Origin of the sequence: Pseudomonas frederiksbergensis (genome assembly GCF_003732665.1) — a bacterium.
GTDB lineage: Bacteria > Pseudomonadota > Gammaproteobacteria > Pseudomonadales > Pseudomonadaceae > Aquipseudomonas > Aquipseudomonas frederiksbergensis_G.
Genome location: NZ_MOBP01000015.1, coordinates 128,632 through 142,916, shown reverse-complemented (window position 1 = coordinate 142,916; position 14,285 = coordinate 128,632). Strand labels below are relative to the sequence as shown.

16 protein-coding genes are annotated in these 14,285 nt (G+C 60.7%); 7 read left to right on the top strand and 9 right to left on the bottom strand.

Annotated features, from left to right (window positions below; genetic code table 11):
* Positions 1 to 19: 19 nt before the first annotated feature.
* The 4 genes from phnL to phnP are packed head-to-tail and all read left to right on the top strand — an operon-like array spanning position 20 to position 3,183.
* Entirely contained in the window at positions 20 to 739 is a 720-nt protein-coding gene (phnL, locus tag BK665_RS24365) for a phosphonate C-P lyase system protein PhnL (protein ID WP_123409130.1), read from the top strand.
* Positions 729 to 1,874 carry an alpha-D-ribose 1-methylphosphonate 5-triphosphate diphosphatase gene (locus BK665_RS24360; protein WP_123409129.1) on the top strand — a complete coding sequence of 382 codons (1,146 nt, stop codon included), beginning with the start codon at positions 729 to 731 and terminating at the stop codon, positions 1,872 to 1,874. Before phnL ends, BK665_RS24360 begins: the two co-directional genes overlap by 11 nt.
* Positions 1,874 to 2,443 (top strand): phosphonate metabolism protein/1,5-bisphosphokinase (PRPP-forming) PhnN, encoded by a 570-nt coding sequence (gene phnN, locus BK665_RS24355; protein ID WP_123409128.1) that lies wholly within the window; start codon positions 1,874 to 1,876, stop codon positions 2,441 to 2,443. Before BK665_RS24360 ends, phnN begins: the two co-directional genes overlap by 1 nt.
* The gene (gene phnP / locus BK665_RS24350) at positions 2,434 to 3,183 is read left to right on the top strand and encodes a phosphonate metabolism protein PhnP (protein ID WP_123409127.1); all 750 of its coding nucleotides are present in this window, start codon (positions 2,434 to 2,436) and stop codon (positions 3,181 to 3,183) included. The genes phnN and phnP overlap by 10 nt, the downstream gene beginning before the upstream one ends.
* Before the next feature lie 10 nt (positions 3,184 to 3,193).
* On the opposite strand, the gene BK665_RS24345 is transcribed toward phnP, so the two are convergent.
* The 3 genes from BK665_RS24345 to BK665_RS24335 all read right to left on the bottom strand — a co-directional run bounded on the left by BK665_RS24345 (position 3,194) and on the right by BK665_RS24335 (position 5,206).
* Positions 3,194 to 3,769: a PIN domain-containing protein gene (locus tag BK665_RS24345; protein ID WP_123409126.1), complete on the bottom strand. Its 576-nt coding sequence runs from the start codon at positions 3,767 to 3,769 to the stop codon at positions 3,194 to 3,196.
* Positions 3,766 to 4,233 (bottom strand): helix-turn-helix domain-containing protein, encoded by a 468-nt coding sequence (locus BK665_RS24340; RefSeq protein WP_123409125.1) that lies wholly within the window; start codon positions 4,231 to 4,233, stop codon positions 3,766 to 3,768. The genes BK665_RS24345 and BK665_RS24340 overlap by 4 nt, the downstream gene beginning before the upstream one ends.
* Before the next feature lie 85 nt (positions 4,234 to 4,318).
* On the bottom strand, positions 4,319 to 5,206 hold the full coding sequence (locus tag BK665_RS24335) for a LysR family transcriptional regulator (RefSeq protein WP_123409124.1): 888 nt from the start codon (positions 5,204 to 5,206) through the stop codon (positions 4,319 to 4,321).
* A gap of 230 nt (positions 5,207 to 5,436) precedes the next feature.
* On the opposite strand from BK665_RS24335, the gene BK665_RS24325 reads away from it, so the two are divergent.
* Both BK665_RS24325 and BK665_RS24320 read left to right on the top strand, forming a co-directional pair.
* Positions 5,437 to 5,649 (top strand): type II toxin-antitoxin system HicA family toxin, encoded by a 213-nt coding sequence (locus BK665_RS24325; RefSeq protein WP_123409123.1) that lies wholly within the window; start codon positions 5,437 to 5,439, stop codon positions 5,647 to 5,649.
* The gene (locus tag BK665_RS24320; RefSeq protein WP_123409122.1) at positions 5,649 to 6,053 is read left to right on the top strand and encodes a type II toxin-antitoxin system HicB family antitoxin; all 405 of its coding nucleotides are present in this window, start codon (positions 5,649 to 5,651) and stop codon (positions 6,051 to 6,053) included. Before BK665_RS24325 ends, BK665_RS24320 begins: the two co-directional genes overlap by 1 nt.
* 78 nt (positions 6,054 to 6,131) lie before the next feature.
* Here the strand turns inward: BK665_RS24320 and BK665_RS24315 are convergent, their stop codons facing one another.
* Positions 6,132 to 7,337: an MFS transporter gene (locus BK665_RS24315; RefSeq protein ID WP_123409121.1), complete on the bottom strand. Its 1,206-nt coding sequence runs from the start codon at positions 7,335 to 7,337 to the stop codon at positions 6,132 to 6,134.
* 234 nt (positions 7,338 to 7,571) lie between these two features.
* Between BK665_RS24315 and BK665_RS24310 the strand changes: the two genes are divergently transcribed.
* Positions 7,572 to 8,195 carry a DUF5666 domain-containing protein gene (locus BK665_RS24310; protein WP_185076619.1) on the top strand — a complete coding sequence of 208 codons (624 nt, stop codon included), beginning with the start codon at positions 7,572 to 7,574 and terminating at the stop codon, positions 8,193 to 8,195.
* A gap of 193 nt (positions 8,196 to 8,388) precedes the next feature.
* Here the strand turns inward: BK665_RS24310 and BK665_RS24305 are convergent, their stop codons facing one another.
* From BK665_RS24305 to BK665_RS24285, 5 genes are all read right to left on the bottom strand, one after another.
* The gene (locus tag BK665_RS24305; RefSeq protein WP_123409120.1) at positions 8,389 to 9,384 is read right to left on the bottom strand and encodes a sulfate ABC transporter substrate-binding protein; all 996 of its coding nucleotides are present in this window, start codon (positions 9,382 to 9,384) and stop codon (positions 8,389 to 8,391) included.
* Positions 9,385 to 9,592: 208 nt separating this feature from the next.
* A complete protein-coding gene (locus BK665_RS24300) occupies positions 9,593 to 10,417 on the bottom strand; it encodes an ion transporter (protein ID WP_123409119.1) in 825 nt (274 codons plus the stop codon).
* A gap of 21 nt (positions 10,418 to 10,438) precedes the next feature.
* Entirely contained in the window at positions 10,439 to 11,353 is a 915-nt protein-coding gene (locus BK665_RS24295) for an urea transporter (RefSeq protein WP_123409118.1), read from the bottom strand.
* 146 nt (positions 11,354 to 11,499) lie between these two features.
* On the bottom strand, positions 11,500 to 12,915 hold the full coding sequence (gene pyk / locus BK665_RS24290) for a pyruvate kinase (protein WP_123409117.1): 1,416 nt from the start codon (positions 12,913 to 12,915) through the stop codon (positions 11,500 to 11,502).
* Positions 12,905 to 14,185, bottom strand: coding sequence for a glycerate kinase type-2 family protein (locus BK665_RS24285; RefSeq protein ID WP_123409116.1), 1,281 nt, complete (start codon positions 14,183 to 14,185; stop codon positions 12,905 to 12,907). The genes pyk and BK665_RS24285 overlap by 11 nt, the downstream gene beginning before the upstream one ends.
* Between the last annotated feature and the right edge of the window lie 100 nt (positions 14,186 to 14,285).

Sequence of the window (14,285 nt, the reverse complement as noted above, 5' to 3'; positions counted from 1 at the left end):
ATCTGTGGAAACCCGAGCGATGAATACCTTGATCGAGGTCCGTGGCCTCTCGAAAACCTTCACCCTGCATCAGCAGCACGGCGTGGTTCTGAATGTGCTGAGCGGGGTGGATTTCAGTGTGGCGGGTGGCGAATGCCTGGTGCTGCACGGCCAGTCCGGCGCGGGCAAAAGCACCTTGCTGCGCACCCTGTATGGCAACTACCTGCCGGCGGGCGGCAGCATCCGCGTGCAGCACGACGGGCACTGGCTGGAACTGGTGGGCGCCGAGCCCCGGGACATCCTGCAAGTGCGCCAACGCACCCTGGGTTACGTCAGTCAGTTTTTGCGGGTGATCCCCCGCGTCGCCTGCCTGGACGTGGTGATGGAGCCGGCGTTGGCCCGAGGCTGGTCCCGGTCCCTTGCGCAATCCCGTGCCGAGCTGTTGCTGAGCCGACTGAATATTCCCGAACGTCTCTGGCAACTGGCTCCCGGTACTTTTTCCGGCGGCGAGCAGCAGCGGGTCAACATCGCTCGCGGTTTTATGGTGGCCTGGCCGGTGATGTTGCTCGACGAACCCACCGCGTCCCTGGACGACACCAATCGCCAAGTGGTGTTGGAACTGATGAACGAAGCGAAAGCGGCGGGTGCCGCGTTGATCGGCATCTTCCACGACCGCATCGCCCGGGAAGCGGTTGCCGACCGTCATCTCGACATGACTCCAGCCGCTGTGAACCACGAGGAATTCGCCAATGTCCGCTGAACAGATCCTGAGCAACGCCCGACTGGTCACCGCTGACCGTGTATTCCTCGGCAGCGTGGTGCTGCGCGACGGCTTGATTGCCGAAGTCGCCGAAGGCCCGAGCCGACTGCCCCAGGCCCAGGACCTCAACGGCGATTTTCTGTTGCCGGGCCTGGTGGAACTGCACACCGACAACCTGGAAAAACACATGACCCCGCGCCCCGGCGTGGACTGGCCGTCGGCCTCGGCGGTGCTCAGTCACGATGCGCAGATTATTGCGGCGGGCATCACCACGGTGTTCGACGCCGTGTCCATCGGCGATGTGAACCCCAAGGGCAATCGCATGCAGAAATTGCCGGCGATGCTGGAGGCGATTTCCAGCGCTTCCGACGCCGGGCTGACCCGTGCCGAACACCGCTTGCACCTGCGTTGTGAGCTGTGTCACCCGGACACTTTGAGCGTGTTCCGTGATCTGGTGCAGCATCCGCTGGTGCAACTGGTGTCGGTGATGGACCACTCGCCGGGCCAGCGTCAATTCGTCCTGGAATCCAAGTACCGTGAGTACTACATGGGCAAATATCACCTGACGACCACCCTGATGGATGAGTTCATCGTCCTGCAAAAGGCCAACTCCCTGGAGTACAGCAACCGCTATCGGGCAGCGATTGTCGAGCATTGCCTGGCCCTGGGCCTGTCGGTGGCCAGCCATGACGACGCGACGTTGGCGCATGTCGAAGAGTCTGCGCGCTACGGCATGACCATCGCCGAGTTCCCGACCACCCATGAGGCGGCCCGTGGCAGCCAGCAATTGGGCATGAAGGTGTTGATGGGCGCGCCGAATATCGTTCGCGGCGGTTCCCACTCGGGTAATGTGGCCGCTGCCGATCTGGCCAAGGCCGGATTGCTGGATATTCTTTCCAGCGACTACTATCCGGCGAGCCTGCTGCAAGCGGCGTTCTTGCTGGCGGCCCAGGACAATGACTGCGACCTGGCCCGGGCGGTCGGCATGGTCAGCCTGGCACCGGCCAGGGCGGCGGGGTTGAGCGATCGCGGCGAGATTGCCCCCGGTTTGCGTGCGGATCTGGTACAAGCCAGGACCCGGGATGGCTTGCCGGTGGTACAACAGGTTTGGCGCCAGGCGAAGAGGGTATTTTGATGACGGGCAGGTTGATCTATCTCATCGGGCCTTCCGGCTCGGGCAAGGACAGCCTGCTGGATGCCGCACGCGCGCCGCTGGCCGAGCGCGGCTGTCGCATCGTGCGCCGGGTCATCACCCGTTCGGCGGAAGCGGTGGGGGAGGCGGCGCTGGGCGTCAGTGCGCAACAGTTCGCCGAGATGGAGGCTCAGGGCGCGTTTGCCCTGAGCTGGCACGCCAATGGCCTGGCCTATGGCATTCCCCGGGAAATCGACGATTGGCTGGCGGCGGGGCAGGATGTGCTGGTCAATGGATCACGCGGGTATCTGCCTCAGGTTCGGCAGCGTTATCCACGGTTGTTGGTGCTGTTGTTGAGCGTTGATCAAGCGGTGCTGCGCCAGCGATTGCTGGCGCGGGGCCGTGAATCCATCGACGAGATCGAGGCGCGGCTGGCGCGCAATGCACGCTTCAGCGAACGCCTGCTGGCAGACCACGACCCGGCGCTGCACCTGCTCGACAACTCCGGGCCGCTGGCGCACACGGTGGCGCGCTTGCTGGCCTGCCTCGACGAACAAACCCCATGCGCCTGACCTTATTGGGCACCGGCGATGCGCGGCAGGTGCCGGTCTACGGTTGCGCCTGCGCGGCCTGTGACCTGGCCCGCGACGATGAACGCCGCCGACGTCGGCCCTGCAGTGCGCTGATCGAATGCGGCGACCAGCGCTGGTTGATCGACAGCGGCCTGCCCGACCTCACCGAACGCTTCCCGCCCCGCAGCTTCAACGGTATCTTCCAGACCCACTACCACGCCGATCACGCCCAGGGCCTGCTGCACCTGCGCTGGGGCCAGGGCCTGGTGATCCCGGTGCATGGCCCGCAGGACCCCGAAGGCCTGGCCGACCTTTACAAACATCCCGGCATTCTCGATTTCAGCCAGCCGTTCGCCGCCTTCGAAACCCGCCAGTTTGGCTCGCTCAACGTCACTGCATTAGCGCTGCAACACTCCAAACTCACTTTCGGTTACCTGTTGGAAGGCGAAGGACGCCGCATCGCCTACCTCACCGACACCGTCGGCCTGCCACCCGCCACCACGCAATGGCTGCAACGCACCCCCCTCGACGTGCTGGTACTCGACTGCTCGATACCGCCCCAACCCCAGACACCGCGTAACCACAACGACCTGACCCTGGCGTTGCAATGCATCGAAGAATTAAAACCGCACTTGGCGGTGCTGACCCATGTTGGCCATACGCTGGATGCGTGGTTGCTTGAACATCTCAGTGAGTTGCCGGGGGATGTCAGGGTTGGGTTTGATGGCTGTGTGCTCTAGCGGAGACGCTTCAAAGAATCGCCCGATAGTTGGTCAATACCTTGCTCGATTGAACCAGCCCTTGGCGCAACAGGAGATCGAGATAAGTGCTGACATCCATGGGCGGCATTTTCAACTGCTTGCGCTGGCGTTGGGCTGCGGCCACAACAGCTGCCGGGTCCAGGTCAAACAGGTTTTCGACGAACTCATCAGGATGCTGTGCCTCGATGCCAAATGGCTCCAGTTCGGTGCAGGGGAAGTCTTTTTGATTGAAGGTGACGATGACGCTGGCGTTGCAGCGAATAGCGGCTGCCAGGACATGACGGTCATTCATGTCCGGCAGCGTCAACCCTTTCACAAGGTTTTCGTAACCTGTGACACAGGCATCGGGGATGGCCTGATCCATTAGTTCGGAGGTTCGATCCAGTTGTTCGGCTGTCAGGTCCGGGCGGTTCTTCAACAGATTTCGTTTCCATTCGTTGTGTATCTCCAGTGACCATCGCGCCCGGAAACGCCCTGAGAGCGCGAGCCACATCAGGAAATCTCTCAAAGGGGCGGGGTACAAAACACATGCGTCATATACAGCGGTAAAAGGGGAATGCCTCACTCGTATCCTGTCCTTAACGCTTGTGCTTGCTCGGCGAGTAGCGTCATTGCTTGCTCGCTGGCGGTGTCGCGCCGGTTTTTATAATCCATCAAATCGGCAAAGCGCACACGTCGGTGCTTGCCTGTTTTGTGGTAGGACAACTCGCCGGACTCCAGCAGTTTGATGAGGTACGGGCGTGAGACGTTGAGCAGGTCCGCCGCTTCCTGGGTCGTCAGTTCTGCGTGGACCGGTACAACTTTGACGGCGTTGCCTTCTGCCAATGCCGCCAGGATATCGACCAGTAAACGCAGCGCCGACGTGGGCAGTTCGACGCTGTGGGCTTCGTTCTGCTCGTCGAATATCTGAATGCGCTGGGTTTCGAATTGAGTCGCGAGATAGGCGGTGAGGGCGCGCTGGCCTTCGATGGCAGCCTGGACTTCGCGCGCCATGGGCAGGTTGATTGGGGGATGGATGACTAAAGACATGATGGTTTCCAACATTCAAAGTAGCGATGCTGGAAAGGCTATTCGAATCAAACGAAAATCGCAATAAACGAAACTGAAGTCTTGTTTAAGACTCTTTTGCCATCAACGCCTGAACATAATCGGCAAACGCCCGAGCCTTGGCACTGGCCATTCTCCCCGTAGGGAACACCGCCCAAAGATCCTGGTTCGGCAATGCCCAGTCGCTCATCACCTCCACCACTGCGCCTCTGGCCAGTTCCGTGGCGAACATCCATTCGGACGCCATGGTCAGCCCCAAATGCGCCAGTACCGCTTCGCGCAGGCCTTCGGCGGCGTTGACGCGGATCCGGCCGCTGATGCTCACCGGGTGTTCTTCGCCGGCCTTCTGGAACGGCCAATTCGCACCGCCACCCAAGGTGTACACCACCGCCTGGTGTGTGCTCAGGTCGGCAGGGCAGGCGGGTTTTCCGTGTTGGGCGAAGTACTGCGGCGTGCCCACGACGACACGCCGGCACTGGGCGATCTTGCGTGCGGTGAGGCCGGAGTCGCTCAAGGCGCCCAAGCGCAGGGCAATGTCGACGCCGTCTTCCACCAGGTTGATGTTGCGGTCGTCGAGCATCAGGTCGATGTTCAGTTGCGGGTTCTGTTCGAGAAACGGCCCAAGGTGCGGCACGATGTGCTGGCGGCCGAAGGTCACGGCGGCGCAGATTCGCAGGTTGCCGTTCAGCCCGCTGGCGGCACCACGGGCGGCATTGTCGGCCTCGTTGGCTTCTTCGATAGCGCGCTTGGCCCGGTCGAAAAAGGCCAGCCCGGCTTCGGTCGGCGTCAGGCCACGGGTCGAGCGCAACAGCAGCCGCACGGCGAGGCGGGTTTCCAATTGCGCGATGGTTTTCGACACGGCGGGCTGGCCGATATTCAGACGCCGGGCGGCGGCGGAAAACGAACCGGTTTCCACGACGTAGACGAAGGTTTCCATGGCGGCGAGGCGGTCCATCGGTTTTCCTTTTTTTGTGAATCAAATCAGCCGCGAATCGCAGCCAGCATTGCGTCAGGCTCTGGTCGCTGAGTGTAATCCGGGTTGACCTCGGCGTAACGAATCACGGGGATGTCCAGCCTTGCAATCACACTCTGTAAAACAACCGAACGTCGAGCTTTCGATTTTTGTGCTTGAGTAAAGATAACTCTAGAGTTACTTTTGTTTGGGCTGGAGCAAGGAGGCTGGTGGTGCAAAGCAGGTTATTGATCAAGGAACTGGAGGAGGCGGGCTGGACGCTGGATCGGGTCACCGGCAGTCATCACATCTTCACTCATCGTTACAACCCCTACACGATTCCCGTCCCGCATCCGAAAAAGGATTTACCGATCGGGACGGTCAAAAGCATCAGGCGGCGAGCCGGGTTGTATAGCCCGCCAGCCAGTTACGCAGGAGATCCATAATGCAATATCCCATCTGTATCGAGTGGGGCGACGAGAACACCGCCATCGGTATTCAGATCCCCGATATTCCGGGCGCAGTGACTGCCGGGGATACGTTTGAAGACGCCTATAACGCAGCAGTCGAGATTGCCCACATCATGCTGCAAGAGATTGCGGCTGACGGGGAGCCGATTCCGATGCCGACTTCAGCGGCTGCACACCGTGGTAATCCCGAGTTCGCCGATATGGGCTGGGGAATGCTGGAGTTGGACATTGCGCCGTACATGGGCAAGACCGAGAAGGTCAATGTCACGCTGCCCGGTTATGTCATCCAGCGTATTGACCGCTATGTACGGGAGCATAACGTCAAAAGCCGCTCCTCCTTTCTGGCGGATGCGGCGATGGAAAAGCTGGTTCGGCACTAGACGGTGACGGTTGTATCGCTTTCGCGGGCAAGCCTGGCTCCTGTAGGAGCACGGCTTGCCCGCGATGCTTTTAAAGCCTCACGCCGTCGCCAGCGAACCCTTCTGCGAAGCACTCAAAAACCGCAACAACGCCAGCAACGGAAACACGCTGCCCACGATCACGATCCACAACCAGCCGCCATGCTCATACACCGCACTGGCCACCGAAGAGCCGAACGCGCCGCCGATGAAGATGCTGGTCATGTACAGCGCATTCAAGCGGCTGCGGCTTTTGGCGTCGAGGGCGTAGACCGCCCGTTGGCCCAGGACCATGTTCATCTGCACGCAGAAGTCGAGGACCACGCCGGTGACGGCCAGGCCGATGACGCTGTAGATCGGGTGGATGAACGCCGGCAGGAAACTCAGGCTGGCGAACACCAGGGCCAGCAGCGAGGCGATGCGGGTGTGGCCGGCATCGGCCAGGCGACCGGCAATCGGCGCGGCGATGGCACCGATGGCGCCGACCAGGGCGAAGATCGCGATTTGGGTCTGGCTCAGGCCATGATTGCGCGCCAGTTCCAGCGGTACGGCAGTCCAGAACAGGCTGAAGGTGGCGAACATGCAACCCTGGTAGAACGCACGCTGGCGCAACACCGGTTGCTGACGCAGCAACGTCCACAGCGAACCGAGCAACTGGCCGTAGGAAGCACTGTGATCAGGCTGGCGCTTGGGGATGGTCAAGGCCAGCACGATGCTGATCGCCGCCATCAACGCTGCGGCGATTATGAACATCGCCCGCCAGCCGAAGTGGTCAGCCACCACGCTGGACACTGGCCGCGCCAGCAAAATACCCAGCAGCAAACCACCCATGATCCCGCCGACCACCCGGCCGCGAGATTCTTCCGGCGCCAGATGGGCGGCCAGTGGAATAAGGATCTGCACCGACACAGAGCTGAATCCCACCAGCAACGAGATCAGCAGAAACACGTTCGGCTGATCGGTAAACGCCGCGCCCAGCAGGCTGGCAATCGCCACCAGCGTGGTGATGATCATCAGCTTGCGGTTTTCCAGCAGATCACCCAACGGCACCAGGAAAAACAGGCCCAAGGCATAACCAATCTGGGTCAGGGACACGATGAAACTGGCCATGGTGCTGGTCAGGCCGATGTCCGGCGCGATCAGGCCAATGATCGGTTGGGCGTAGTAGATGTTGGCGACAATGGCACCGCAGCAGAAGGCGAACAACATCACCATGCCTTTGGTCATTGTCACGGCGCCGTGGGGCGCCTGAGTCGCTGGGTTCATAACGTGTCTCGCTAAACTGGAGGAATGCGCGAAGGCTAAAGGGCTGACCGATACGGCGGAAGAGAGGTTGAAGTGATAGTAATCATTCCTTTGCGGAATGAGTGACGGACGCGTGCGGTGTCCGCCGATGAACCTTGCGGCAAAACTTTGAGGTCCGATGATACATTCACTTACATCTTGTTCGATAGCGTGCTTATGTTCTCTCTTCACGTTTCATAACAGGAAGGCATTTCCATGAATGCGATGTTTCGTCACCTGATTCGCAATGCGTCAGTAATTACCTTGATCAGCCTGTTCACGGCGGGCGCCGCCCAGGCCGCCGATGCGCAGGGTATGCGCATTCGCGGCGAGATCACCGGCGTCAGCGCCGACATGTTGAAAGTCCACGCCAAAAATGGCGACAACCTGGTCATCAACCTGACCAAGGACACCCAGGTTCGCGCGGTCACCCTCGCTAATATCGAAGACATCAAGCCCGGCAGTTACATCGGCTCGGCGGCGATTCCCCAGCAAGACGGCACCCTCAAGGCCCTGGAAGTCCACGTCTTCCCGCCTGAACTGGCGGGCAGCGGCGACGGCCATCGACCGTTCGACCTGAGCAAGGACAGCACCATGACCAATGGCAGCGTCGGCGATCTGGTGGTCAGCAATGGCCGGACCCTGACCGTGAACTACAAGGGTGGCCAAAAGAAGATTCTGGTGCCTGAGGATGTACCGATTGTGAACCTGGCACCGGGGGATCGCAGCTTGCTCAAGGTCGGGGTGAAGATCGTGACGTCCGTGACCCCGAGTGCGGATGGGACGTTGACGGCTCAATCCATCTCGGCCGGCAAGGATGGCGTGACACCGCCGATGTAACAGCAGCCACAAATCCCTGTGGGAGCGGGCTTGCTCGCGAATGCGGTGTATCAGTCAATATCAACATTGAATGACACACCGCATTCGCGAGCAAGCCCGCTCCCACAAGGGGATCTTCAGCGGACTCAAGTCTTGTGTTCGGGCACAAAAAAGGCGACCTCTGCAGGTCGCCTTTTTCATTGAGCCTTAGCCCTTACTGCGCATAAATCTGGTCAAAGATCCCGCCATCATTGAAGTGGGTCTTCTGCACGGTGCGCCAGTCGCCAAAGGTTTTCTCTACCGAGAGGAAATCCACCTTGGGGAAGCGATCGGTGTACTTGGCCAAAACAGCCGGGTCCCGCGGACGCAGGTAGTTCGCTGCGGCAATCTCTTGGCCTTCCGGCGACCACAGGTATTTCAGGTATTCCTCCGCCGCCGCGCGAGTGCCTTTTTTGTCGACGGTTTTATCGACCACCGACACCGGCGGCTCGGCTTCAGCAGAAACGCTCGGGTAGATCACTTCAAACTGATCACGACCAAACTCGCGGGCAATCATTTCCGCTTCGTTTTCGAAGGTCACCAGCACGTCGCCGATCTGGTTGGTCATGAAGGTGGTGGTGGCTGCACGGCCACCGGTATCGAGCACCGGTGCTTGTTTGAACAGTTTGCCGACGAAGGCTTTGGCCTTGTTTTCATCGCCGCCGTTTTTCAGCACGTAGCCCCAGGCCGAGAGGTAGGTGTAGCGGCCATTGCCCGAAGTTTTCGGATTCGGCACGATCACTTGGACGCCGTCCTTGAGCAAATCGGGCCAGTCTTTCAGGGCTTTCGGGTTGCCTTTACGCACGATGAACACAGTGGCCGAGGTGAACGGCGCGCTGTTGTTCGGCAAGCGCGTGACCCAGTTGTCCGGCACCAGTTTGCCGTTGTCCGCCAGGGCGTTGATGTCGGTGGCCATGTTCATGGTGATGACGTCAGCGGGCAGGCCGTCGATCACCGAGCGTGCCTGTTTGCTGGAGCCGCCGAAGGACATCTGCAGGGTGATGTTTTCGTTGTGCTCGGCTTGCCAGTGTTTCTGGAACGCAGTGTTGTAGTCCTTGTAGAAATCGCGCATCACGTCGTAGGAAACGTTGAGCAGGGTCGGTGCGGCGTGAGCCACGCTGGTCAGTGCCAGGCCCGCGGCCAGAAGTGAGGCGCCAAAGAGTTTTTTCACTGCGCATTCCTTGTTTTGTGTAGGAGCTGCCGAAGGCTGCGATCTTTTGATTTTCGGCGTCATAAGACCGCTGAAGATCAAAATCAAAAGATCGCAGCCTTCGGCAGCTCCTACGGGTTATTTGTCAGTCATTGAAGGTGTTGCCACCGTTTTGCCAGCGACTATAGCCGGGCTTGCATAGGCCTTTAAAGATTAAAAAGCACTTTGCTTATTCCAGTTTCTTAAACAGTTGATTGCCACATCGCGAGCAAAACGCCGCGCCGTGCTCATGGCTGTTTTTCTTGCACACCGGGCAGTCGTGTTGCAGTTGTTCGCCGCGCATGGCATTGGCCAGTTCGGCGGTGAAAATCCCGGTCGGCACGGCGATGATCGAGTAACCGGTGATCATCACCAGCGACGAAATCACCTGGCCCAGCGGGGTTTTGGGCACGATATCGCCGAAGCCCACGGTGGTCAGCGTCACGATAGCCCAATAGATGCCTTTGGGAATGCTGGTGAAGCCGTGCTCCGGACCTTCGATCACGTACATCAACGTGCCGAACACCGTTACCAGCGTGCAGACGCTAACCAGAAACACCACGATCTTTTGCTTGCTGCCGCGCAACGCCGACATCAAATAGTTGGCTTGCTTGAGGTACGGGCTGAGCTTGAGCACGCGGAAAATCCGCAGCATCCGGATGATCCGAATGATCAGCAAGTACTGCGCATCGGCGTAATACAGCGCGAGGATGCCGGGCACGATCGCCAGCAAATCCACCAGCCCATAAAAGCTGAAGGCATAGCGCAATGGCTTGGGCGAGCAGTACAGGCGCAGGCCGTATTCGATGGCGAAAATAACGGTGAAGCCCCACTCGATGTACGCGAGCACGTCGGCGTAGTTCTGGTGAATCGCGTCGATGCTGTCGAGCATCACGACCACGATGCTGGCGAGGATGATCAACAGCAAGATGCCGTCGAAACGGCGCCCGGCCTTGGTGTCGCTCTGGAAAACCATGACGTAAAGCTCTTCACGCCAGTTTTTGCTGATGTCCATGGATAACGCCTGAACCGAGAATCAGCGAAGCCTAGGGTGATTCTCCCCGGTAGCGCAAGGCGCACGGTCATTGGCGGCCTGACGCAGCAGGCGGATACCGGCGCGGATCAGCCAGCAGGCGAGGATGAACGGCGCGGTCAACGTGGCCAGACCCACTGCGGCGAACCCCGGTGTGAGCAACACCGCCAGCACAATCCCCAGCAACGGCAGCCAGGGTTGGCGACGGAACTGACAGAAGGCGAGGGCGGTGAGCACCGGGTTGTAACTGCTCAAACCCAGCAGCGCGGCGGACGTTTCGTGGTGCAACAAGGCAAAACCGAGACCGGCCACGGAACCCAGCAACGCCCAGCAAAAGGCGCGGCGGTCCGCGATCAGCAAGCCGATGGCAATCATTACGCCGGCCAGCGGATGCCCGAGAAACATCACCTGGCCAAAGCCTTTCAAGGACGCGGCGATCAGGTTGAGGCTATTCATTTCTAAAAGGAGCGCGGGAGGCTGGGGCGCGGCGAATGCGAGCAGCATCCAGCTCAAGCCCACGAACGGCGCGGTGTAGGCCGGCAAGCAATGGTGATCCCGGCAACGCTTGAGCCATTGCTGGGTCAGCATGGCGCTCAGACCGCCGCAGGCGATGATCAGCAGTGGCAACAACGCGGACCAGGGGAAGGACAGGCTCAGCAGCAAGCCGAGTAAAACCCCGTTGTAACTGAACAGCCCGGCCTGGCGATCAGCCTTGGCATAGTTGCGACGTTGCGCGGTCAGCAACCCGGCGACGCCGCCCAGCAACGCACCGCCGAGCAGCGTCGGTGCGCTAAAAAGAATCGCCAACAGGCACAGCAGACCGCACAGCGGATGGCGCTGGAGGAAGATCTGGCTGAAACCGTTGAGCAGGGCCGTGGCCCAGTCGGGGCAGTGGGTGTTGAAGTGGTTGGCAGGCATTTTATTTTTTGTTTGTCAGAGGACCGAGTTGCCCCATTCGCGAGCAAGCCCGCTCCCACAGTGGATTTGTGTTGTTCAAAGATCCATCGACTGAACAGAGATTCAATGTGGGAGCGGGCTTGCCCGCGAAGAGGCCAGTACAGGCGCTAAATCAACGTCTCGATACGCAACGAATTAGTCGACCCCGGTTGCCCAAACGGCACGCCCGCAGTGATCAACAGCGTATCGCCACGCTGTGCCATGCCTTGGGCCTGGGCAATCTCCAGCGCCGTTGAACACACTTCATCCACCTGGCGCAGCCGATCATTCACCACCGAGTGCACGCCCCAGGCCACGGTCAAGCGTCGCGCGGTTTGCAGGTTCGGCGTCAGGTTCAGAATTGGCACCGTCGGCCGTTCCCGCGCCGCCCGCAAGCTCGAGGTTCCGGACTCGCTGTAGTTCACCAGTACCGCCACCGGCAGCACATTGCTGATACGACGGATCGCGCAACTGATCGCATCGGACACGGTCGCTTCAGCCTTCGGCCGGCTCACGTCCAGTTGCGTCTGATAATCCGGACCATTCTCTACCTGACGAATGATCTTGCTCATCATCTGCACGGCTTCCAGCGGGTATTCGCCGGACGCGGTTTCCGCCGACAGCATCACCGCATCCGCGCCTTCAGCCACGGCGTTGGCAACGTCAGTCACCTCAGCGCGAGTCGGCGCGGGGGAGAAGCGCATCGACTCCAGCATCTGCGTCGCCACCACCACCGGTTTCCCGAGTTCGCGGCAAACGGTGATGATGTTTTTCTGAATCTGCGGCACGCTTTCGGCCGGCACTTCCACGCCCAGATCACCGCGAGCGACCATGATCGCATCGCTCAATTCAGCGATTTCCCGCAGTTGCGTGACCGCCGACGGCTTCTCGATCTTCGCCATCAAAAACGCTTTGTCGCCGATCAGTGCGCGAGCTTCGCGAATGTCTTCCGGACGTTGCACAAACGACAGCGCCACCCAGTCAACACCCAGCTCCAGACCGAAGCTCAAATCCCGGCGATCCTTGGCCGTCAGCGGACTGAGGTCGAGCACCGCTTGCGGGACGTTCACGCCTTTGCGGTCCGACAATTCGCCGCCATTGAGCACCGTGGTGTCGATCGCGTCGGTGTACTTGGTCACCACCCGCAGGCGCAGCTTGCCGTCGTCCAGCAGCAGGTCCATGCCCGGTTCCAGGGCGGCAATGATTTCCGGGTGCGGCAGGTTGACCCGGCGTTCGTCCCCCGGTGTCGGATCGAGGTCCAGACGCAGGGCCTGGCCGCGATGCAGTTGCACCTTGCCTTCGGCGAACTTGCCGACCCGCAGTTTCGGGCCTTGCAGGTCCATCAGAATCCCCAGCGGATAATTCAACTGGCGCTCGACTTCACGAATCCATTGATAACGCTTGGCATGGTCGGCGTGATCGCCGTGGCTGAAATTCAACCGGAAGATGTTGACCCCGGCCTCGACCAACTCGCGGATGTCATGGATCCCGTCCGTGGCCGGGCCGAGGGTGGCGAGGATTTTGACCTTTTTATCAGGCGTCATTTTTTGTGCTCTCGAGGATCAGGATGGCGCGGAAGTCGTTGACGTTGGTGCGCGTCGGCTCGGTGACGATCAGGGCGTCCAGCGCCGCGAAATAGCCGTAGCCATTGTTGTTGTCCAACTCGTCGCTGGCGCTCAGACCGAGGGCGGCGGCGCGGGCGTAGCTGTCCGGGGTCATGATTGCGCCGGCATTGTCTTCTGAGCCGTCGATGCCATCGGTGTCGCCGGCCAGGGCGTAGACGCCGGGCAGGCCTTTGAGGCTGTCGGTCAGGCTCAGCAGGAACTCGGCGTTGCGCCCGCCGCGACCATTGCCGCGCACGGTGACCGTGGTTTCGCCGCCGGACAGAATCACGCAGGGCGCGGCCAATGGCTGGCCATGCAAAACGATCTGCCGGGCGATGCCGGCGTGGACCTTCGCCACTTCCCGGGACTCGCCTTCCAGATCACCGAGGATCAGCGGACTGAAACCGGCCTGGCGGCACTTCACTGCCGCCGCTTCAAGGGATTGCTGCGGGCGGGCGATCAATTGGAAATGACTGCGGGCCAGGCTCGGATCGCCGGGTTTGACGGTTTCCGATTCGGGGCTTTGCAGCCAGGTACGCACCGAGGCCGGGACTTCGATGTTGTAGCGCTTGAGGATCGCCAGGGCTTCGGCTGAAGTGCTCGGGTCGGCCACAGTCGGGCCGGAAGCGATGACTGTGGCGAGGTCGCCGGGCACATCGGAAATCGCGTAGGTGTAAACAGTCGCCGGCCAGCAGGCCTTGCCCAGACGCCCGCCCTTGATCGCCGAGAGGTGCTTGCGCACGCAGTTCATCTCGCCGATGGTCGCGCCGGATTTGAGCAGGGCTTTGTTGATCGATTGCTTGTCGGCGAGGGTGATGCCTTGTGCTGGCAGGGCGAGCAACGCCGAGCCACCGCCGGAGAGCAGGAAGATCACGCGGTCGTCTTCGCTGAGGTTGCTGACCAGTTCCAGCACGCGTTTGGCCACGGCCAATCCAGCCGCGTCCGGCACCGGGTGCGCGGCTTCGACCACTTCGATTTTTTCGCACGGGGCGCCGTGGCCGTAGCGGGTGACCACCAGGCCGGAGACTTCACCCTGCCAGCAACGCTCGACCACTTGGGCCATGGCGGCTGCGGCTTTGCCGGCGCCGATCACGATCACCCGACCGCTGCGATCTTTGGGTAAATGGGCTTCGAGGACTTGCTGCGGATGGGCCGCGTCGATGGCTGTGGCAAACAGCTCGCGCAGCAGGTGTTGCGGATCGACCGACATGGCGGGCTCCCGGAATTTTTTGTTATTTGAAGGGCAACTCGGTTCCCTGTGGGAGCGGGCTTGCTCGCGAAAGCGGTGTGCCAGCCAATGCAAATGGCGC